The organism is Pantoea sp. AS142 (assembly GCF_037152305.1).
GTDB lineage: Bacteria > Pseudomonadota > Gammaproteobacteria > Enterobacterales > Enterobacteriaceae > Pantoea.
The window spans coordinates 231,569-251,368 of sequence record NZ_JBBCMO010000002.1 but is presented as its reverse complement, the minus strand read 5'-3'; the positions used below and the strand labels follow the sequence as shown (position 1 = coordinate 251,368).

Genomic DNA, 19,800 nt, shown 5'->3' with positions numbered 1-19,800 from the left:
CAGACTGGTGCTGCGGTATACGGTGCATTGGTAAGAGGTGCTGTGGACGCACCTCTCTATCTCCTGTCAGGCCTCGTTGCTTTCCGATTCAGTCGTCGCGAAAGCGGACTGTTCACCATCATGCAGCGGTGCCGGCAGGTTCATCATTTTTGCCAGCAGGCTTGCCAGTTTGTAGCGCATTTCCGGACGGCGGATGATCATATCAATCGCGCCCTTTTCTATCAGGAACTCACTGCGCTGGAAGCCCGGCGGCAGTTTTTCACGCACGGTCTGCTCGATGACGCGTGGGCCGGCAAAGCCGATCAGCGCTTTAGGTTCCGCGACATTGAGGTCACCCAGCATAGCAAAACTGGCGGAAACGCCACCCATGGTCGGGTCAGTCAGCACGGAAATGTAGGGCAGCCCGCGCTCCTGCATTTTTGCCAGCGCCGCACTGGTTTTTGCCATCTGCATCAGCGACATCAACGCTTCCTGCATACGAGCACCGCCACTGGCGGAGAAGCAGATCAGCGGACAGTTATCTTCTAACGCCTGCTCAACCGCACGTACAAAACGCGCACCGACCACAGAGCCCATTGAACCACCCATAAAGGCAAATTCAAAGGCTGCCGTCACAACTGGCATGCCATGCAGCTGACCTTTCATCACGATCAGCGCATCTTTTTCGCCGGTGTCTTTCTGGGCTGCTACCAGACGATCTTTATACTTCTTTGAGTCGCGAAACTTGAGCAGATCTTTGGGTTCAAGTTCACTGCCAAGCTCAACCATCGTGCCCTGATCGAGGAAACTGCCGAGGCGTTCACGGGCGTGCATACGCATGTGGTGGTCACACTTCGGGCAGACCTCAAGATTACGCTCCAGCTCGGCACGGTAGAGAACCTGGCCACAGCTGTCGCACTTGGTCCAGACCCCTTCCGGGATGCTGGCTTTGCGCACAGGCGTCGTGGTGCTTTTATTAAGAATGCGTTCAATCCAGCTCATTGATGACCTTTCTGTTTAAAACTGACCTGGTCCAGTCGTCTTGATACTGCTGAAAACCGCTTCAGCAGACGGTAAATGTCGCTCATTAAACCACAACCTGTTCAGACTGTGGATAAAAATCTGGTCTTACCCCTTAGCGAAGCCTTACGGCAGCTTCTGTTGCTTAGCCTGGCGGCGATGACGCCAGACTTCAATCACACCTGGCAGAATCGAGACCAGGATAATGCCAACAATCAGCAGCTTCAGGTTTTCCTGCACCACCGGCAGATCGCCAAACAGGTAGCCGGCATAGGAGAAAAGCAGCACCCATAACAGCGCACCGGTGACGTTGAACAGCGCGAAGTGGCGATATGACATATGGCCCATACCGGCAACAAACGGCGCAAACGTACGGACGATCGGCACAAAGCGCGCCAGGATAATGGTTTTTCCGCCGTGACGGGCATAAAACGCATGGGTTTTATCCAGATGGCTGCGACGGAAAACCTTTGAGTTCGGGTTACTGAACAACCGTTCGCCAAACAAGCGACCAATGGTGTAGTTCACCGCATCGCCCAGAATCGCGGCCACCACCAGTAACGCCACCATCAGATGCACATTGAGATCGTTACCCGGTAGCGCGGCCAATGCGCCTGCCACAAACAGCAGCGAATCACCCGGCAGGAATGGCGTCACCACCAGGCCGGTTTCGCAGAACAAAATCAGGAACAAAATAGCGTAAATCCAGACACCGTACTGTGCAACCAGTTCGGCAAGATGCACGTCAATGTGCAAAATAAAATCAACCAGAAAATGGAGAAACTCCATAGCGCGCCCTTTTAAGTCCTGAAAGTGAATTAATCCGCGAGGAACAACGGTCCCATCAACGGCTGTGGTAACGCAAAGTGGGATGGGTAATCCACCGCCACCAGATACAACCCTTCTGCCCGGGCTGTGGCTGCGGCTAATGTCCGATCCTTCGCCGCCAGCAGCGTTGCCATCCATGATTCCGGCTTATTGCCACAGCCTATCTCCATCAGGCTGCCCACGATATTGCGCACCATATGATGTACAAAGGCGTTGGCTTTTATATCCACAATCACGTAGGGACCCTGACGCGTCACGTTAAGGTGAATCACGTTGCGCCACGGTGTACGCGACTGGCACTGCACCGCGCGGAATGAGGTGAAATCATTCTCACCTAATAAACATTGCCCGGCGCGCTGCATCTTCTCCGCATCCAGAGGATGGTAGAAGTGCGTGACGCCCTGCGCCAGCACCGCCGGACGCAGACGCTGATTGTAGATCAGGTAGCGATAGCGTCGGGCCGTTGCGCTGAAGCGGGCATGGAACGCATCCGGCACCGCTTTCACCCAGCGCACCGCAATATCCGGTGGCAGATTGGCGTTGACGCCAAGCGTCCAGGCGCCATCAGGCCGTTGCGATGTGGTTTCGAAATGCACCACCTGCCCCGTCCCGTGAACACCCGCATCAGTGCGGCCAGCACAAAAAATGCTGACCGGATGATCGGCGACTTTCGATAGCGCGCGCTCTACCTTCTCCTGCACGCTACGGACCTCATTCTGACGCTGCCAGCCATAGTAACGGCTGCCGTCATACTCAATGCCGAGCGCCAGTTTTTGCGTCTGACCTTCGGACATGGTTACAGATACTCCTGAACCAGTTTCTCAGCAGTTTTCACCGCCATCAGCGCGCCGCCAAAACGAATGTTGTCCGCCACTGACCAGAACTGCAGCAGCTCCGGGATACCGTAGTCGTTGCGCACACAGCCGATGCTCAGTTCGCCGTTACCTGAGGCATCCGTGACCGGCGTCGGCACTTCATCCTCTTCGCTCAGACGAATATCTGACGCCAGCGCCAGTTCGGCACGCGCTTCCTCAGCGGAGAGCGGGCGCAGGTTTTCAATGTGCACAATCTGCGCATTACCGTAGAACACCGGTGCCTGTACGCTGCTGACCGCAATCGGTAAGCCTTCGTCCTGTAACACCTTACGCACCTGATCAATCAGGCGACGTTCACTCTCAACGCTACCTTCTGCATCGGCCTGCTGTGGCATCAGGTTAAACGCTAGCTGACGACCAAAATGATGATCATCGGCCGGAATACCATTCAGCAGGCGGGCACTTTCACCGGCCAGCGCATCGACAGCCACTTTGCCATAGCTGGAAACCGAGATCAGGTTAGTGACCTGTAAACGACTCAATCCGGCCGCATCCACCAGCGGTTTAATGGCGGTCAGCAACTGGCTGACCAGGTTGTCTGCCACGCTGATGATATTGCGATTGCGGTAATCCGCCAGCACATGCGGGTTAACATCTGGCACCACCAGAGGCACGTCGGGTTCCAGCGCAAACAGCTCACTGCTGTCGATCACCAGACATCCGGCGTTAGCCGCTTCGTCGGCAAAACGCGCCGAGGCGTCACGTCCTGCTACGAAAAAGGCCAGCTGTGCCTGTGACCAGTCAAAGGTCTCTGCATTTTCGACCCGCACCGAGCGCCCCTCGAAACGTTTAGTTTCGCCCGCACTGTTTTCGCTCGCCAGCAAATATAATTCACCAACCGGGAACTGGCGTTCCGCCAGCAGTTCCAGTACAGCGTTCCCTACTGCGCCTGTCGCGCCAAGTAGCGCAATATTCCAGCCGTCAGACATGTTGGTTTACTCCAGACAATGACATAAAAACAGAAGGCGGTGATATTCACCGCCCAGGGATTCAGATTTATCCCCCCCTGAAACAGACCGCTATGCAGAGACGCCCGCGTGACACGCGCCTTCCGTTCACTGATTAATTCAGTGCGGAAACCGCGCCAGGGCGCCTGACCTGCAGCACCCGCTATTCTGGGGAGATGATTGCGTTAAAGCCCAGCAGGTTCAGCTTCTCAGCCGTTGTGGCGTCGTCACAGTTTACCTGCAGCGATGACCACTCGCGACGCTCCTGATACTGCTTGCGCAGGCGATCAAACTCGCCGGGTTTCGCCGCCACTTTACGCAAGGGGGCATCATCGCGGCGCACATCATACACCAGATGCGCCAGGCGTTTCAGCGTTGGCTGATCCAGCGGGCCATTCAGGGTGATTTCACTGAATTCCGGCACCGGCAGTAAGGTGTTAAGCGGCACCTGTTGCGGCTGGCCAATAAAGTCGCACCAGGCTTCAAACACCTGAGTGGTACCGCGTGCTTTGCCTTCCAGGGTGTAACCCGCGATGTGCGGCGTGGCAATGTCGACCTTATCCAGCAGCGCCAGCGACAGATCCGGCTCCGGCTCCCACACATCCAGTACTACGCTGAGATCGGGCCGCATTTTCAGCACCTCCAGCAGCGCACTGTTGTCCACCACCGGGCCGCGACAGGCGTTGATCAGAATGGTGTTGGGCTTCAACGCCATCAGCAGCGCCGCATCCGCCAGATGCCAGCTTTTATAGGGACCCTCTTTAAACAATGGCGTATGGAACGTCAGAATATCAGCCTGCTCGGTCACGGCTTCCAGCGGCAGGAAATCCCCCTCGTCACCGCGATCGGCGCGCGGCGGATCGCACAACAGGGTTTTGATGCCCCAGGTTTCCAGACGCTTTTGCAGTCGCCCACCAACGTGACCAACGCCGACGATGCCGACAGTGCGGTCACGCAGCTCAAAACCATCGCGTTCCGCCAGCAGCAGCAGCGCAGAAAAAACATATTCCACCACCGCAATGGCGTTACAGCCGGGTGCGGCAGAGAACGCAATGCCCGTCTGCTGCAGCCAGTTCTCGTCGATATGATCGGTGCCCGCCGTGGCGGTCCCGACAAACTTTACCGGCTTTCCTGCCAGCAGGGCCTCATTCACCTGGGTGACTGAGCGCACCATCAGGCCATGGGCATCGGCCAGTTCAGCCACCGGCAGCGGACGCCCGGGCACCGCGACCACGTCGCCGGTACGGCTGAATAGCTCACGGGCATAAGGCATATTTTCATCGACCAGAATTTTCACCACGGCTTTCCTGTCAGTTACATGTGAGGGAATTATTCTGGCACAAAGCGACGCGTTAGCCTAACCGCGCACGGTAGCGCTCAGGCGTGGTGCCCGCCTGCTGCTGAAACATCACGATCAGCGCCGAGGCTGAACTGTATCCCAGCTCATGGGCAATGCTCTGTACACTTTCCCCCTGGTCCAGCATCACGATGGCGCGCAGAAACCGCAGCCGCTGCCGCCACTCACCAAAGGTCATTTGAAGCTGCTGCTGGCAGCGACGCGCTAGCGTTCGCTCGGTGGTAAAAACCCGCTCTGCCCAGCCCGCCAGCGTGGTGTTATCGCCCGGGTGCGCTTCCAGCGCTCGTAACACCGGCGCGAGGAATTTATCCTCAGAGGTCGGCAGATAACTCTCCTGCACCTGTGCCAGCTTCAGGCGGTCGCGCAGCACTTCACACAGCCGCCACTGCGCATCGGTTTCGGGCTGCTCAATTTGTCGTTCGGCGAAATCATTCATAATGGCGTGTGCTATGGGATCGACCCGCATCAGACAGGCGCGCCGCGGTAAGTCGGCGCATAGAGGGGTTGCCAGATTAAAGGTACGAAATTGTGCCTGGCGATGGTTATAGCTGCTGTGAAGCTGACCCGGCGGGATCCAGACCGGGATATCTGCCGGTGTCAGCAATCGCTCACCCTCGACCTGCATCTCCAGTACGTGGCTTTTCACCATAATTAACTGGCCCCAGACATGAGCATGCGGTAGGTATTCGGTGCGGGCATTGGCCTGTTCGTAACGCATAAAGTAGCGTAGCTGCGGCGCGTCCACCGGCGGCTGGTAGGTCACTTTCAAAGTCATTCTGTCCGCTCAACCGATCATTTTGTCCGATATTAACTATCTGAATAAATCCGGACAAGCGTACACTGCACCTCATTATGCCGTGTGGAGAGTCACCATGTTTTTCCTGTATCCGCTTTTTGCGGTGATGATCTGGTCGATCAACTCAATTGTCAGCAAACTGTCGGCCAGTGCAATCGATCCGGCGGCGATCTCATTCTACCGCTGGCTGCTGGCGCTACTGGTCCTGACGCCATTTGTGCTGCCCGGTGTATGGCGTGCGCGCAAGGTCATTAAACCGCATCTGTGGCGGTTGGGGATCCTTGGCCTGCTCGGCATGGTGCTCTATCAGAGCCTCGCTTATTACGCGGCACACAGCGTCAGCGCACTCTTTATGGGCATTATCGGCGCCCTGATCCCACTGCTCACTGTACTGCTGAGCGTGGTGATCCTCCGCATCGCGCCGACGCTCGGCATCCTGATAGGCAGTATTATTTCCTTTAGCGGTCTGGTGTGGCTGGTCAGTGAGGGCAATGTAATGCAACTCGTGAATCATGGAATGGGCAAAGGTGAGCTGATGATGCTGGCCGCCTCCACCTCCTATGCACTGTATGGCGTCCTGACTAAACGCTGGGCGCTGCCACTGGCGATCTGGCAAAGCCTCTATGTGCAGATTTTATTCGGCGTGCTGGTGTTATTGCCCGGCTTTTTACTGGCACCTGAAGTGTCGATTAACCGGCATAATCTGCCACTGGTGGCGTTTGCCGGACTGTTCGCCTCCATCATCGCGCCATTTTTGTGGATCCACGGCGTGCAACGCCTGGGGGCGAGCACCACCAGCATTTTTATGAATCTGACGCCGCTGTTTACTGCGTTGATCGCCGTGCTGTTTCTGCATGAACAACTGCACAGTTACCACTGGATTGGCGGCGGTCTGACGTTGGGCGGTGTGATACTGGCGCAGCGGCTGCGTACGCCATTAGTGCACCGTAAACCGGTGAGTGCTCCCCCCTCCTGAACAGTGCCATCTGCACATTACGGGTGGCGGCTGCGCTGAGTAAGGGTGCCGCTGAGGATTGCGGTGCAAAAAGGCAGGAAGGGATAATGACTGAAGCGTAAATCTCGCGCCGAAACGCACGTCCCCCGTGGGATTTCCCGGGGGCTTTTGCTATCATGGCCTATTCATTTTCCGGCGCACCCCACGCTGTTCTGTTTTCCCAAGGAATCCGCCATGCAACCTCTCAGCGGCCCCGGTGTGCCGGTCGGCGATCGTTCATCTGTCACTCCGCAAACCGGCGTCACGCGTCACGGTTCAGTGGCCGGTGAACAGCCCCTTTCCCCTGCGCAGCGCACGACGTTAGAACGTCTGATCGTGCGTATCTTATCGCTCAGCAATCTTAAAGCGCCTGAACTGTGGGCGGGCGTACGCCATGAAGTGGGCGTAAAGAGTGAAGCGGAGTTGCAGTCGCGTCATTTTCCATTAGCGGAACAATATCTTAATAGCCGACTCACTCAGGCACAGAATGGGCATGGCACACGCCAGCTGATGAACCAGCTCACCGAACTGCTGCCGAAAGGCAATAACCGCCAGGCCGTCAGCGATTTTATCCGTCAGCAGTTTGGTCAGACAGTTCTGAGCGCGCTGAGCCAGGATCAGTTGCGGCAGGTTCTGACGATGCTGCAGAACGGACAAATGACGATTCCCCAGCCGCAGCAAACCCGTGTTAGCGATCGTACGTTGTTGCCGGCCGAGCATCAGACGCTGAATCAGCAGGTAGTACGCCTTGCCGCTGCGACGGGCGAATCAACCGGTAAGCTCTGGACCGCTGCACTGAAATTGGTCAATCTGACCAGCGGCGATCCGATCCCATCACGCCACTTCCCGCTGTTGACCCAGTATCTGCAGGTGCGCCAGACGCTTAGTCAGCACAGCGCACCAACGCTGCAACTGCTGGAAGCATCTCTGAAGCAGCCGCTCGATCAGCAGGAACGGCAGCAGCTGGAGGATTACAGCCAGCAGCGTTTCCAGGCGACGCCGCAGATGGTTCTGACCGCGACGCAGACGCAGGACCTGCTGAACTTCCTGTTCAGTCGTCGCGCCGACCGGGCAGAAAAAATTCACGAACAGCCGCTGGCTGCCAGTGAGATTAAACCGCAGCCGATCTGGTCACCGTTTGTTGCGTCGCTGCCGCCCGCGATGCAGCCGCTGGCGCAGCGTCCCCTGCTGGGATTCTTTGTCGCACTGGTGGTCATCACGCTTTTGCTCTGGCTGGTACTCTGAGTTAACAGCCGCAGGATGCTTTGGGCGCGGCGACGGGCCATTCGCCCGCTGCATCACCCCAGGTCAGCGGATGACCGTCACGCTTCCAGAAATCCAGCCCGCCAATTAACTCCTTCACCTGAAATCCCAGCGATGCCAGTTTCCAGGCCGCTTTCGTCGAACCGTTACAGCCAATGCCGTCACAATAGGTGACATAAACTTTGCTGCTATCGAGCCGCGACGTTGTGCTGGCATCCATCCCACGATGCGGAAAATTTATTGCGCCGCAGATATGACCGGCGCGATAAGCCTCCGGCGTGCGGGCATCGATCACCACGATATCCGGCCGTTGCTGCTGCCCCAGATCTTCCGCCAGATCCCAGGCGTCGGTATAAAAAGCGAGTTTTGCCTGCAGATAGTCGAGGCTTTGCTGCGGCGTGGCGGCCGGAATTCGTAAAACCGATGACATAGTGATTCTCCTGTTGTGGTGAGTTCGCAGTTTACGGCAAAGTGGACTGCTTACTGATACCCATTCCACATCAGGGATAAGACCCATATGGCTTCACCGCTGTTACAACTTTTCCAGCATCAGGCCAGTGGCGGCGTGCGTGAGCGGCTCTGTTCTACCCTGCGGCTGGCCATTAACCGGCACCATTTGCACGCCGGTCAGCAGTTGCCATCCAGCCGACAGCTGGCACAGGATTTACGTCTGTCACGCGTGACTGTAGAGGCGGCCTATGGACAACTGGAGAGTGAAGGCTATCTGCGACGCGAAACCGGTCGCGGTACCTTTGTTGCCATCATCATCCCCGCCAGCCCCTCCGCCTTACCGGCCCGGCTTCACCCGGCCCGCTTCTCGTTGCGAGGCCAGCAGGTGCTGGCAACGGGCGGCTGTCAGGATCCTCCTTTTCCTCACGCGTTCGCCGCCGGTTCCCCGGAGTTACGCGCTTTTCCCCACGACACCTGGCGACGCCTGAGCAGCAGTGTGCAGCGGTCTCTGGGCAGCACCGCAATGGGGTATGGCGATCCCTGTGGCTACCTGCCGTTACGCAGCGCTATTGCTGATTATCTGGCGCTCTCGCGGGGCGTAGCATGCCAGCCGGAACAGGTAATCATTCTGACCAGTTCACAACAGGCGCTACAGTTACTGGCGATGATGTTCGTCGATCCCGGTGATGAAGTGTGGATAGAAGAGCCGGGCTATCCCGGCGCACGTAATGCCTTTCTGGCTGCAGGCGCACAGGTGCGGGGGATTAAGGTCGATGCCGAGGGCGCCATGCCCGCCAGCGGCAGTGCAAAGCTGATGTATCTGACGCCAGCGTATCATTATCCCACCGGCGTGACGCTGAGCCTGCCGAGGCGTCTGGCCTGGATCGACTGGGCGCAGCGCAATCAGTGCTGGCTGATCGAAGACGATTACGACAGTGAATTTCATTACGACGAACGCCCGATCCCTGCGCTACAGGGACTGGATCGCCACCAGCGGGTCATTACACTGGGCACCTTCTCTAAGTCGCTGTTTCCTTCCCTGCGGCTGGCATGGATGGTAGTGCCGCCCGCGCTGATTACGCCCTTAGGCCAGGCAAGGAGCGTGCTGGACGGACACAGCGCCCTGCTGCCTCAGGCTATCACCGCCACCTTTCTGCAACAGGGACATTTCGCCAGCCATCTGCGCCTGATGCGTCAGCTCTATCGCAGCCGTCGCGAGCTGCTGCTAATGCTGCTCGCTCAGCGACTGTCGCCCTGGGTCACCCCGATTGCCAGCGGCGGCGGGTTGCAGATAACCGTGAAAGTGCAACAGGATGAAGCGCGATTAACCGCGCTGGCGGCAAAAAATGGTTTGCTGTTGCCGCGTCTGAGTCCACTTTATGCCGGGCCTGCGTGTCAGCAGGGCTGGATACTCGGCTTTGCCGCCCTGACGCCTGACGAAATCGTTGCAGCATGCGATAAATTGCTGCGGCTGCTGCAGCAGGAGGGCTAACACAGAATGGCAACGAGATAATGAGGACGGGCTGTAAATCCTGTGACGACTGACCAACCCCATTCAGGGTGAACCTCACCGCAACATGGTAGCTCAGCACGCAAGGAACACGGGCAAAGGAGGAAAGCGTCAGGCACGGTGGGCAAAAACGCCGGAAGGGTTTTTGAACAACGCAAAGTGTTGACCCGACTACGGGTGCACCGTAGGAATAAAGTGAGTAATCGAGCCAGCCGAGCGGCAGGGATTGGCTTTAGCGTCTTCCCGATCTGACCATGTTCCCTGGGCAAGCAATGTCTTACAGCGTAGCGGACTTACCAAAAAAACAAAAAGGGCCGGCAAGCCGGCCCTTCAGAGCGCTGGTGTAATAATTACGCCTGATATTTACGCAGGGTCAGTGTGGCATTGGTGCCGCCGAAACCAAAGCTGTTGGACATCACGGTAGTCAGCTCTTTTTCCATCGGCTCAGTAACAATGTTCATGCCGGTTGCTGCCGCGTCAAGCGAAGTGATGTTGATGCTTGGCGCAATAAAGCCATGTTCCAGCATCAGCAGTGAGTAAATCGCTTCCTGCACACCTGCGGCACCCAGGGAGTGACCCGTCATCGCTTTGGTGGCTGAGATGTATGGCGTGTTATCGCCAAACACTTCACGAATGGCGCCCAGTTCTTTCACATCACCCACTGGCGTTGAAGTCCCGTGGCTGTTCAGATAGTCAATTGGCGTATCAACACCATTCATCGCCATCTTCATGCAGCGCACCGCACCTTCACCTGATGGAGCGACCATGTCTGCACCGTCTGAGGTGGCACCGTAACCGACGATTTCAGCATAGATATGCGCGCCACGAGCCAGCGCATGCTCCAGCTCTTCAACTACCACCATGCCACCGCCACCGGCGATAACAAAGCCGTCGCGCTCATTGTCATAAGTGCGTGACGCTTTTTCTGGGGTGTCGTTGTAACGGGTTGAGAGCGCGCCCATGGCATCGAACTCACAGGCCATTTCCCAGCACAGCTCTTCGCCGCCACCCGCAAAAACAATATCCTGTTTGCCAAGCTGGATCTGCTCAACGGCGTTACCGATACAGTGCGCAGAGGTGGCACAGGCGGAGCTAATCGAGTAGTTTACGCCATGAATCTTGAATGGCGTGGCGAGACAGGCAGAAACGCCAGAGGCCATCGCTTTGGTGACCACGTAAGGGCCAACCGCTTTCAGGCCGCGTGGGCTGCGCATTGCGTCAGCACCAAAAACCTGGAAACGTGGGGAACCGCCGCCTGAACCCGCAATCAGACCCACTCGTGGGTTGCTCTGATACGCTTCAGCGCTGAGGCCGGAATCTTTAATCGCTTCTTCCATGGAAAGATAAGCATAGATGGACGCATCACTCATAAAACGCACAACTTTGCGATCGATGAGGCCGGTGGTATCTAATTTTACGTTACCCCAGACGTGACTACGCATGCCGGAATCTTTCATCTCTTCAGAAAAGGTGATGCCAGAGCGTCCTTCACGCAGAGATGCCAGCACCTCTTGCTGGTTATTACCAATACTGGAAACGATCCCTAAGCCAGTAATCACAGCACGTTTCATTCAATCTTCCTCATCCACTTCTTCTTAATTGGCATGCACTCTAGCGTACACTTGTACGCCGAACAAGTCCGATCAGCTATTTCCTTTTGTAAATTTGCGTCATGTCATGTGGGTCGTTAAAATCGCGCCACTGCCTGAAAAACGAGCCTTTATCGTGAAATTAACACCGGTTGAACATGCACAACTAAACTGGAATGAACAGGGTACACCTGTTTCGCGAACGTTTGGCGACGTCTATTTCTCTAATGACAATGGTCTGGAAGAGACACGCTACGTGTTCCTTGGCGGCAACGGTTTCCCCCAGCGTTTTGCTGAGCATCCGCGCGATCTGCTGATCGTGGCGGAAAGCGGTTTTGGCACCGGCCTCAATTTTCTAACGCTGTGGCAGGCGTTCGATGCGTTTCAGCGCGAACAGCCCGACGCGAGTGTAAAACGTCTGCATTTCATCAGCTTTGAGAAATTTCCGTTAACTCGCGACGATTTGGCCGCAGCACAGCGCCACTGGCCTGAGCTGGCCCCCTGGGCCGACGCGCTGCAAGCGCAGTGGCCCGCTGCTCTGCCCGGCTGTCAGCGACTGCTGTTTGACGGTGGACGGATCACGCTCGACCTCTGGCTGGGCGATATTAACCTGCTGATGGGACAGCTGGATGAGAGTCTGAATCGTCAGGTCGATGCCTGGTTCCTGGATGGTTTCGCCCCGTCTAAAAACCCGGATATGTGGACACCGGAGCTGTTCGGCATGATGGCAAAACTGGCGCGGCCGAAGGCAACGTTTGCGACCTTTACCGCTGCAGGCTTTGTGCGGCGCGGTCTGCAACAAGCGGGCTTTACAGTGACCCGCCGCAAAGGATTTGGTCCTAAGCGCGAAATGTTATGCGGCGCCCTGCAGGATGTACCTCCGCTGCCCAGCCTCCAGCCCTGGTACCATCGTCGATCTGCGGAGCAGCGTGATATGGCCCTGATCGGCGGCGGCGTAGCCAGTGCCACGCTGGCGCTGGCGCTGCTGCGTCGCGGCTGGCGGGTAACACTTTACTGTGCCGATGAGGCTCCCGCGCTGGGGGCATCCGGCAATCGCCAGGGGGCACTCTATCCGCTGCTCAACCCGCACGATCCGGCGCTTGCCACCTTTTTCCCGGCGGCGTTCAGCTTTGCCCGGCGGCTCTACGATCAATTAACCGTCATTTATGAACATCACTGGAGCGGTGTATTGCAGCTGGGGTGGGATGAGAAAAGCCGTAAAAAGATCGATCAGATGCTGGCGATGGGTTTGCCAGAAACCATCGCCTGTGGCGTCGATGTGGCAGAGGCAGAAAAGCTGGCGAATGTTGAACATGGCTGTGGCGGCATTTTCTATCCGCAGGGTGGCTGGCTGTCGCCAGCAGAGCTGACCGCAGCAATGCTGGCACACGGCGAGACCCAGGGATTGCGTATTCACTGGCTGCACCGCGTAAGCGCGCTTTCCAGGGATGACGATCACTGGACGCTGACATTCAGCGATCGCCCGGCAGTTCGTCATCTAACGGTAGTGCTGGCAAACGGTCATGCGATTGCCGGCTTTGCGCAGAGCGCCCCGCTGCCAGCCTATCCGGTAGCCGGTCAGGTGAGCCATATTCCCTCTACGCCGGGCCTCAACGCGCTGCAAACCGTGCTTTGTTACGACGGTTATCTGACGCCTGTCAGCCCGCAGTTCGGCACCCATTGCATTGGTGCGAGCTATCATCGTGGCGATACTGCAATAGATTATCGGGAAGAGGATCAGCAGGAGAACCGCAGCCGCCTGCTGCATTGTCTGCCTGACAGCCGCTGGGCAGAGACGGTGGATGTCAGTAAAGGTGAGGCAAGAATGGGTGTGCGCTGCGCCACGCGGGATCACCTGCCGATGGTGGGCAGCGTGCCGGATTATGCTGCTACGCTGGCGCAGTATGCTGATTTACCGGCCCAGCAGAGGGCTGGCAGCAATATCGCTGACGCACCCGACCTGGCGGGCTTGTATCTTTTCGGTGCGCTTGGGTCGCGCGGCCTTTGCAGCGCGCCGCTGGCAGCCGAAGTACTGGCAGCCCAGCTGTCGGGCGAGCCGCAACCTCTGGATGCCAGTTCGCTGGCAGCACTCAACCCGAATCGCTACTGGGTGAGGAAATTACTGAAGGGAAAAGCAGTTTAGCCGACGCTGAGGGCGGCACGCCGCCCTGCAATGTTATGCGGAGAGCTGGCGTGCCTGAACAAACAGGTTGTCCCACATTCCGACCACTAATGCCTGGTCGCGCGGCGAGAGTTCTCCAGCAGCGATAGCATTTTGCAGGCTGCGAGAGACCTGAATCTGCAGCGCTTCTGGCGTATGTTCGCCCAGTTGCTCCACTTCGGCGACGGCCAGTGTCAGATGCCCGCGCAGATAACCGCTGGCGAACAGCTCATCGTCACTGGCATGCTCGACCATGTCGTCAATCAGGGCCAGAATACGCGCTTCAAATTCTGCGATCATCTCAATTCCTCTTTTATAATGCTTTCATGCATCACAGATCGTCCGGCCAGGGAAACTGCGACGCTGTTAATGAAGGCCTGCCATAAAATTCCGCCAGGGCGGTAATAAAACGCGCGGGACGGTCGGGAATGCCCGATGCCAGATAGCCCATAACCTGAGCATGTACTTTACGCTGGAACGCAATGCGATCCGGCTCACAATCTCCGTCGAGATTGTCACAACTCACGTTGAAGGGAAAGCCTGCCGCCATACAAAACATCCACTCCAGCGCCTGCGGCTTCACTTCTACGGCTTCAAACTGGCTCTGGGTCAGCGCATCGCGGCCATCCGGACAGTACCAGTAGCCGAAATCGACCAGTTTGCGGCGCGCTTCACCGGCGATGCACCAGTGAGAGATCTCATGGAGGGCGCTGGCGTAAAAGCCGTGGGCAAAGACCACCCGGTTCCACGGCGACTCTGCATCAGCAGGAAGATAGATCGGTTCATCATCGCCTTTAATTAGACGGGTCTGAAATTCATCGCTGAAGCAGCGATCAAACAGCGTGATCAGCTGTTCATAATGATGTGTCGGGTTCATGACGTTATCTAGTTTTAGGTTACGATTGCAGCGTGGCCAGCCAGGCCAGAACGGCACTGCCGTGGCTGTCCCACAGTAATTTAATGCTCATGACGGCAGATACAATTACCACCATCGGACGGATCAGTTTCTGTCCGCGGCTCAGCACCAGCCGCGCACCCAGACGCGCACCGCAAAAAGCCCCGAGCATCATGATCAGGCCGGTTCCCCACACCACTTTGCCGCCGAACATAAAGAACAACAGGCTGCCAACGTTTGAGGTGAAGTTAAGGACCTTGGCATGGGCGGTCGCTTTGGCGAGGTTGTAGCCGCATAGCGTAACAAAAGCCAGCGCATAAAATGAGCCTGCACCCGGTCCGAAAAATCCGTCATAAAATCCCACTGCCCCGCCACCGACCAGTGCATAGGCAAGGCCGTGCAGACGGCGCGCACGGTCCCGTTCACCCAGACGCGGCATAAGCAGGAACCACAAGCCAATCGCGATTAAAAACAGCGGCAGCATCTGGCGCAGAAAGTCAGCCTGCAGGCGCTGAATCAATATCGCGCCCAGCACTGACCCCAGCAGCGTCATGGCGATGTTCAGCCACTGTTCATTCAGATTGACCGCACCACGCCGGACAAAGTAGAGACTGGCGGAAAAGGATCCGCCGACCGATTGCAGTTTATTGGTTGCCAGCGCCTGTGCCGGAGAGAGGCCCGCAGCGAGCAACGAAGGTACCGTCAGTAATCCCCCGCCACCCGCGATGGAATCAATAAAACCGGCGAGCATGGCGATTAAAAACAGCAGCCCGACCAGCATCGGGCTGACCACGAACCAATCCATGGCATTCCTTACAGTAAATGTTTATCCAGCAGGGCCTGACAGGCAGGCGGTAACGGCGGTGGCTCACGTTTCACCGGCGCGCCAGAACCGGGCGTTTTCGGCATAAACCAGCTCTGCAGCTCTGCGCCACAGCCATCGCCAGCAGGCGGTGCGGGCTGATCTTCACAGCCGATACTGCCCGTCGGACAACGCAGCCGAACGTGCATATGGGCACGATGAGCAAACCACGGGCGCACTTTACGCAGCCAGTCACGATCGTGACCCGCATCGGCACAAAGTTGCTTTTTAATCGCTGGATTGACGAAGATACGTGTAACATCGTCATCTTTCGCGGCCAGTTTAATCAGGCTGTCAATTTCCGGCTGCCAGTGGCGTGCAATCACATTTTTGTCACCCGGCCCAACCAGGTCCAGCGGCTGCGGCTTCAGCAACTGCTGCGTGCTCCAGCGGGTTTTCGGCAGTTGCAGCCAGATATCAACATCCAGTCCGGTCTGATGGCTTGCGTGACCACTGCTGAAACGCCCACCTGCCGCCATGCCCATGTCACCAATCAGCACATTGCCCAGTTGCAGGTTATGCACCTGAGTACTAAGCCGCTGAATAAACTGGATCAGATCGGGGTGACCGAAGTAGCGCCGTTGATCCTGACGCATTACCTGGTAGTGCGGCGAATTCAGCGGCAGCGCTTGGGCGCCAACAATACAGCCGTTAGCAAAGCCGCCGATTGACTGCGGTGCGCCGCTGATGGGCTGCTGGATACGTTGCCATGGCGTCGCTGCCAGGCTGGAGGCGCTGATCATCAGTGCGCTCAGGATAAGCAGGAGAGCCTTCATGCCATCACCAACGCGGTACGGAACAGTTAACGTCACCGTTTTGCGCCCGCTGACGCAACAGATGATCCATCAGGACAATCGCCATCATCGCCTCGGCGATCGGCACTGCGCGGATCCCAACACAGGGATCGTGACGGCCTTTGGTGATCATCTCCACTTCTTCGCCGTTGCGGGTAATGGTTTTACCCGGCACGGTGATACTGGAGGTCGGTTTCATCGCCAGATTCGCGCGGATGGACTGGCCGCTGCTGATACCGCCCAGAATGCCCCCGGCGTGGTTGCTCTGAAAACCCTCGTGACGAATTTCATCGCGATGCTGACTGCCGCGCTGATTAACCACCGCAAAGCCATCGCCGATTTCGACTCCTTTCACCGCATTGATGCTCATCAGCGCGTGCGCCAGATCGGCATCCAGTCGGTCAAATACCGGCTCACCCAAGCCTGGCGGCACGTTATCTGCCATGACCGTGACTTTGGCGCCGATTGAGTCGCCCTCTTTTTTCAAGCCGCGCATCAGTTCATCCAACGCTTCCAGCTTGTCTGCATCCGGGCAGAAAAACGGGTTCTGTTCCACGATGGTCCAGTCTTTCAGCTCACAGGCGATGTCACCAATCTGTGCCAGATAGCCGCGCACTACCACACCGTGCTTCATCTGCAGATATTTCTTAGCAATCGCGCCGGCCGCAACGCGCATCGCGGTTTCGCGCGCCGACGAGCGGCCACCGCCACGGTAGTCGCGCTGACCATATTTCTGCTCGTAGGTGTAATCGGCATGGCCCGGACGGAAGAGATCTTTGATGGCACCATAATCCTGCGACCGCTGATCGGTGTTCTCAATCAGCAAGCCAATCGAGGTGCCGGTAGTCACACCCTCAAAAACACCGGACAAAATTTTCACCTGATCCGGCTCGCGACGCTGCGTGGTGTAGCGCGATGTGCCAGGACGGCGGCGATCGAGGTCATGCTGAATATCCGCTTCGGTTAGTGGGATGCCAGGCGGCACACCATCAACGATACAGCCCAGCGCAAGACCATGGGACTCGCCAAAGGTCGTTACTCGAAAAAATTGCCCGATGCTATTTCCGGCCATGCTGTTTCCTTGTCAGAGTTCGGCGGGCGAGGCTTCGCCCCACTTTTAGTCTTTGTAAAAAGAGAAATGGTGTTGTGCGTCGACAATCTGCTGGCGCGTCAGCGTGAAGACGCCGTCACCGCCGTTGTCGAATTCCAGCCAGGTAAAGGGCACATCGGGATACTGCGCGATCATGTGCACCATACTGTTGCCCACTTCGCAGACCAATACGCCCTGCTCACTGAGATAGTCAGGTGCACAGGCCAGAATGCGGCGCACCAGCTTCAGGCCATCGCTGCCTGCCGCCAGGCCAAGCTCCGGCTCGTGGCGATACTCATTCGGCAGGTCATCCATATCTTCCGCATCAACATAAGGCGGGTTGGTCACGATCAGATCATATTTCAGCGGTGGCAATTCGCGAAACAGGTCAGCACGAATCGGTGTCACCTGGTGGATCAGGCCATGCTCTTCAATGTTCTGCTCGGCTACGGCCAGCGCACCGGTGGAGATATCCACGGCGTCCACTTCTGCTTCCGGGAAAGCATAGGCGCAGGCAATCGCGATGCAGCCACTGCCGGTACACATATCCAGAATATGACGGGGCGGGGTGCTGATCAGACCGGCAAAACGGTTCTCTATCAGTTCACCGATCGGTGAACGCGGCACCAGCACTCGCTCATCAACAAAAAATTCGTGGCCGCAAAACCAGGCCTTATTGGTCAGATAGGCGACCGGAATACGCTCGTTAACGCGACGGATGACGCGCTCGACGATCAGAAGACGTTCGCTGGCAGTCAGACGCGCATTGCGCATATCTTCAGGAATATCCAGCGGCAGCCAGAGTGACGGCAGGACCAGTTGAACGGCTTCGTCCCAGGGATTGTCTGTGCCATGTCCGTACCAGATTCCGGCAGCGGAAAAGCGGCTTACCGCCCAGCGCAGCATGTCCTGAATGGTGTGCAGTTCGTTCACTGCCTCATCGACGAAAATTTTGTCCACGTAGCCCTCCGCAGGCCTTTTGCTAAATCGGCCAGTAGTGTGCCATGAAGCCGGGGAGAATTCAGCGCAGCAAGGTGAAAAAGCTGACATTTAATGACACTTAACGGTAAGGTATCGGCTCTGCTGTGTGACAGCCTTTTCTGATATGACTGACATGACATGAGTAAAAAAACGCCACTAAGCCCGGATGATCAGGCACTGTTTCGCCAGTTAATGACGGGGACACGTCAGTTAAAACAGGACACTTTTGTCCACAAAGCGCCGGTTAAAACCCGCCAGATCCCGGTAAAACGTCTGCTTTCAGAGCAGGCGGACAACAGTCATTACTTTTCGGATGAGTTTCAACCGCTGATCTCAACCGAAGGCGCCACCCGTTACGTGCGCGCTGATGTCAGCCACTTTGAGCTGAAAAAATTGCGTCGTGGCGACTATACGCCGGAGATTTTCCTCGACCTGCACGGCTTAACTCAGCAACAGGCTAAGCAGGAATTGGGCGCACTGATCGCCGCCTGCCGCCGTGAACATCTGTTCTGCGCCAGCGTCATGACCGGTCATGGAAAGCATATCTTGAAGCAGCAGACGCCGCTGTGGCTGGCCCAGCATCCATGGGTGATGGCATTCCATCAGGCACCGAAGATGTTCGGCGGTGACGCCGCACTGCTGGTATTGATTGAGATTGAGGAGTGGCAACCGCCTGAATTGCCGTAAGAGAGGGGCCGGATTGATCGGCCCAAAGACGTCAGATCGCTTTTGCCAGCTTTTTGGGACTGACCTGCCACAGCAGTTTACCGGCATGCTGCGCAGGATCGAACTCTACGCAGGCAATAGCGGAAGTGGCAAACATTGGCGGTGCTTCCTGCGGGCACAGTTCAGAGACTAAATATCCCACCAACGGTAAATGTGAGATCACCAGAGCCGATTTCACACCTTCATTCGCCAGGGTCTGCAGATAGCACCCTACCCTCTCAGGATCACCACCCGGCGTTAACTCCGGCAGAACATCCGGGCTTTCCGGCAGGGGAAAGGCCTCTCGCACAGTCGCGAGCGTTTGCTGCGCGCGTAAATAGGGACTCACCAGGACACGCTCAATGTCCGGCGTCTGGCTGTTGAGCCAGTTGGCCATCTGACGTGATTCATTGCAGCCACATAAGGTTAAAGGCCTGACTGAATCACTGGCTGCTTCCAGAGCCGCATCGCCGTGACGCATGATAAAAACTTGCATAAAGCACCGCTGTTGTTTGTAGACATCGCCCGACGCGTAGCGTCTGACTCTTCACTCTGCGAATGAACGCTGTGTTTTACCCTAATGGCTTCAGTATAGTCAACCGGTTGTTTATTAAATAAGCACTTCTCAGAATCATGCTGCGCCGCAGACTCTGGCGACGCTTTTCTAACCCGCTGAATTGGAGTGGTTATTCCATTTTCAGCAG

The 19,800-nt window shown here is 56.9% G+C and carries 20 protein-coding genes; 5 read left to right on the top strand and 15 right to left on the bottom strand.

Translation table 11 applies throughout. The features are described 5' to 3' along the window. Positions 1 to 66: 66 nt before the first annotated feature. The 6 genes from accD to WFO64_RS06250 all read right to left on the bottom strand — a co-directional run bounded on the left by accD (position 67) and on the right by WFO64_RS06250 (position 5,781). Complete coding sequence (accD, locus tag WFO64_RS06275) at positions 67 to 981, bottom strand: acetyl-CoA carboxylase, carboxyltransferase subunit beta (protein WP_337009948.1); 915 nt, start codon at positions 979 to 981, stop codon at positions 67 to 69. 144 nt (positions 982 to 1,125) lie between these two features. Next, positions 1,126 to 1,788, bottom strand: coding sequence for a DedA family protein (locus tag WFO64_RS06270; protein ID WP_337009946.1), 663 nt, complete (start codon positions 1,786 to 1,788; stop codon positions 1,126 to 1,128). 29 nt (positions 1,789 to 1,817) lie between these two features. Then, positions 1,818 to 2,621, bottom strand: a complete 804-nt coding sequence (gene truA / locus WFO64_RS06265; protein WP_337009944.1) for a tRNA pseudouridine(38-40) synthase TruA — start codon at positions 2,619 to 2,621, stop codon at positions 1,818 to 1,820. A gap of 2 nt (positions 2,622 to 2,623) precedes the next feature. After that, complete coding sequence (locus tag WFO64_RS06260) at positions 2,624 to 3,631, bottom strand: aspartate-semialdehyde dehydrogenase (RefSeq protein WP_337009942.1); 1,008 nt, start codon at positions 3,629 to 3,631, stop codon at positions 2,624 to 2,626. Positions 3,632 to 3,812: 181 nt separating this feature from the next. Next, a complete protein-coding gene (gene pdxB / locus WFO64_RS06255) occupies positions 3,813 to 4,946 on the bottom strand; it encodes a 4-phosphoerythronate dehydrogenase PdxB (RefSeq protein ID WP_337009940.1) in 1,134 nt (377 codons plus the stop codon). A gap of 55 nt (positions 4,947 to 5,001) precedes the next feature. Further along, positions 5,002 to 5,781, bottom strand: a complete 780-nt coding sequence (locus tag WFO64_RS06250) for an AraC family transcriptional regulator (RefSeq protein WP_337009938.1) — start codon at positions 5,779 to 5,781, stop codon at positions 5,002 to 5,004. Between the two features lie 97 nt (positions 5,782 to 5,878). Here WFO64_RS06250 and WFO64_RS06245 point away from each other — a divergent pair, with 97 nt between their 5' ends. After that, positions 5,879 to 6,778, top strand: a complete 900-nt coding sequence (locus WFO64_RS06245) for a DMT family transporter (protein ID WP_337009936.1) — start codon at positions 5,879 to 5,881, stop codon at positions 6,776 to 6,778. Positions 6,779 to 6,991: 213 nt separating this feature from the next. Then, positions 6,992 to 8,041 carry a flagella biosynthesis regulator Flk gene (gene flk / locus WFO64_RS06240; protein WP_337009934.1) on the top strand — a complete coding sequence of 350 codons (1,050 nt, stop codon included), beginning with the start codon at positions 6,992 to 6,994 and terminating at the stop codon, positions 8,039 to 8,041. 1 nt (position 8,042) lies between these two features. Here flk and WFO64_RS06235 read toward each other — a convergent pair whose 3' ends face one another. Next, positions 8,043 to 8,489, bottom strand: coding sequence for a rhodanese-like domain-containing protein (locus WFO64_RS06235; RefSeq protein WP_337009933.1), 447 nt, complete (start codon positions 8,487 to 8,489; stop codon positions 8,043 to 8,045). Positions 8,490 to 8,576: 87 nt separating this feature from the next. Here WFO64_RS06235 and pdxR point away from each other — a divergent pair, with 87 nt between their 5' ends. Further along, positions 8,577 to 10,001: a MocR-like pyridoxine biosynthesis transcription factor PdxR gene (pdxR, locus tag WFO64_RS06230; RefSeq protein ID WP_337009932.1), complete on the top strand. Its 1,425-nt coding sequence runs from the start codon at positions 8,577 to 8,579 to the stop codon at positions 9,999 to 10,001. 368 nt (positions 10,002 to 10,369) lie between these two features. Here pdxR and fabB read toward each other — a convergent pair whose 3' ends face one another. Then, positions 10,370 to 11,590: a beta-ketoacyl-ACP synthase I gene (gene fabB / locus WFO64_RS06225; protein WP_337009931.1), complete on the bottom strand. Its 1,221-nt coding sequence runs from the start codon at positions 11,588 to 11,590 to the stop codon at positions 10,370 to 10,372. Positions 11,591 to 11,744: 154 nt separating this feature from the next. Here fabB and mnmC point away from each other — a divergent pair, with 154 nt between their 5' ends. Next, positions 11,745 to 13,751 carry a bifunctional tRNA (5-methylaminomethyl-2-thiouridine)(34)-methyltransferase MnmD/FAD-dependent 5-carboxymethylaminomethyl-2-thiouridine(34) oxidoreductase MnmC gene (gene mnmC, locus WFO64_RS06220; RefSeq protein ID WP_337009930.1) on the top strand — a complete coding sequence of 669 codons (2,007 nt, stop codon included), beginning with the start codon at positions 11,745 to 11,747 and terminating at the stop codon, positions 13,749 to 13,751. Positions 13,752 to 13,784: 33 nt separating this feature from the next. Here mnmC and WFO64_RS06215 read toward each other — a convergent pair whose 3' ends face one another. The 6 genes from WFO64_RS06215 to prmB are packed head-to-tail and all read right to left on the bottom strand — an operon-like array spanning position 13,785 to position 18,370. Beyond that, positions 13,785 to 14,069, bottom strand: a complete 285-nt coding sequence (locus WFO64_RS06215; RefSeq protein WP_003854283.1) for a YfcL family protein — start codon at positions 14,067 to 14,069, stop codon at positions 13,785 to 13,787. A 31-nt stretch (positions 14,070 to 14,100) separates the two neighbouring features. Next, a complete protein-coding gene (locus tag WFO64_RS06210; protein WP_337009929.1) occupies positions 14,101 to 14,646 on the bottom strand; it encodes an elongation factor P hydroxylase in 546 nt (181 codons plus the stop codon). Positions 14,647 to 14,665: 19 nt separating this feature from the next. Next, positions 14,666 to 15,469: a sulfite exporter TauE/SafE family protein gene (locus WFO64_RS06205; RefSeq protein WP_337009927.1), complete on the bottom strand. Its 804-nt coding sequence runs from the start codon at positions 15,467 to 15,469 to the stop codon at positions 14,666 to 14,668. A gap of 8 nt (positions 15,470 to 15,477) precedes the next feature. Next, complete coding sequence (gene mepA, locus WFO64_RS06200; RefSeq protein ID WP_337009925.1) at positions 15,478 to 16,302, bottom strand: penicillin-insensitive murein endopeptidase; 825 nt, start codon at positions 16,300 to 16,302, stop codon at positions 15,478 to 15,480. Between the two features lie 4 nt (positions 16,303 to 16,306). Continuing rightward, positions 16,307 to 17,392 carry a chorismate synthase gene (gene aroC / locus WFO64_RS06195; protein WP_337009923.1) on the bottom strand — a complete coding sequence of 362 codons (1,086 nt, stop codon included), beginning with the start codon at positions 17,390 to 17,392 and terminating at the stop codon, positions 16,307 to 16,309. A gap of 45 nt (positions 17,393 to 17,437) precedes the next feature. Further along, positions 17,438 to 18,370 (bottom strand): 50S ribosomal protein L3 N(5)-glutamine methyltransferase, encoded by a 933-nt coding sequence (gene prmB, locus WFO64_RS06190; RefSeq protein ID WP_337009922.1) that lies wholly within the window; start codon positions 18,368 to 18,370, stop codon positions 17,438 to 17,440. Positions 18,371 to 18,529: 159 nt separating this feature from the next. Here prmB and smrB point away from each other — a divergent pair, with 159 nt between their 5' ends. After that, positions 18,530 to 19,078, top strand: coding sequence for an endonuclease SmrB (gene smrB / locus WFO64_RS06185; RefSeq protein WP_337009920.1), 549 nt, complete (start codon positions 18,530 to 18,532; stop codon positions 19,076 to 19,078). A 31-nt stretch (positions 19,079 to 19,109) separates the two neighbouring features. Here smrB and sixA read toward each other — a convergent pair whose 3' ends face one another. Beyond that, positions 19,110 to 19,592, bottom strand: coding sequence for a phosphohistidine phosphatase SixA (gene sixA, locus WFO64_RS06180; protein ID WP_337009918.1), 483 nt, complete (start codon positions 19,590 to 19,592; stop codon positions 19,110 to 19,112). Positions 19,593 to 19,800 lie beyond the last annotated feature (208 nt).

Coding starts and splice junctions, on each gene's coding strand:
- WFO64_RS06215 (WP_003854283.1), bottom strand. CDS start 14,069: ATGATCGCAGAATTTGAAGCGCGTATTCTGGCCCTGATTGACGACATG.
- sixA (WP_337009918.1), bottom strand. CDS start 19,592: ATGCAAGTTTTTATCATGCGTCACGGCGATGCGGCTCTGGAAGCAGCC.
- truA (WP_337009944.1), bottom strand. CDS start 2,621: ATGTCCGAAGGTCAGACGCAAAAACTGGCGCTCGGCATTGAGTATGAC.
- accD (WP_337009948.1), bottom strand. CDS start 981: ATGAGCTGGATTGAACGCATTCTTAATAAAAGCACCACGACGCCTGTG.
- WFO64_RS06245 (WP_337009936.1), top strand. CDS start 5,879: ATGTTTTTCCTGTATCCGCTTTTTGCGGTGATGATCTGGTCGATCAAC.
- WFO64_RS06270 (WP_337009946.1), bottom strand. CDS start 1,788: ATGGAGTTTCTCCATTTTCTGGTTGATTTTATTTTGCACATTGACGTG.
- WFO64_RS06250 (WP_337009938.1), bottom strand. CDS start 5,781: ATGACTTTGAAAGTGACCTACCAGCCGCCGGTGGACGCGCCGCAGCTA.
- WFO64_RS06210 (WP_337009929.1), bottom strand. CDS start 14,646: ATGAACCCGACACATCATTATGAACAGCTGATCACGCTGTTTGATCGC.
- pdxR (WP_337009932.1), top strand. CDS start 8,577: ATGGCTTCACCGCTGTTACAACTTTTCCAGCATCAGGCCAGTGGCGGC.
- WFO64_RS06205 (WP_337009927.1), bottom strand. CDS start 15,469: ATGGATTGGTTCGTGGTCAGCCCGATGCTGGTCGGGCTGCTGTTTTTA.
- WFO64_RS06260 (WP_337009942.1), bottom strand. CDS start 3,631: ATGTCTGACGGCTGGAATATTGCGCTACTTGGCGCGACAGGCGCAGTA.
- mepA (WP_337009925.1), bottom strand. CDS start 16,302: ATGAAGGCTCTCCTGCTTATCCTGAGCGCACTGATGATCAGCGCCTCC.
- flk (WP_337009934.1), top strand. CDS start 6,992: ATGCAACCTCTCAGCGGCCCCGGTGTGCCGGTCGGCGATCGTTCATCT.
- aroC (WP_337009923.1), bottom strand. CDS start 17,392: ATGGCCGGAAATAGCATCGGGCAATTTTTTCGAGTAACGACCTTTGGC.
- WFO64_RS06235 (WP_337009933.1), bottom strand. CDS start 8,489: ATGTCATCGGTTTTACGAATTCCGGCCGCCACGCCGCAGCAAAGCCTC.
- fabB (WP_337009931.1), bottom strand. CDS start 11,590: ATGAAACGTGCTGTGATTACTGGCTTAGGGATCGTTTCCAGTATTGGT.
- smrB (WP_337009920.1), top strand. CDS start 18,530: ATGAGTAAAAAAACGCCACTAAGCCCGGATGATCAGGCACTGTTTCGC.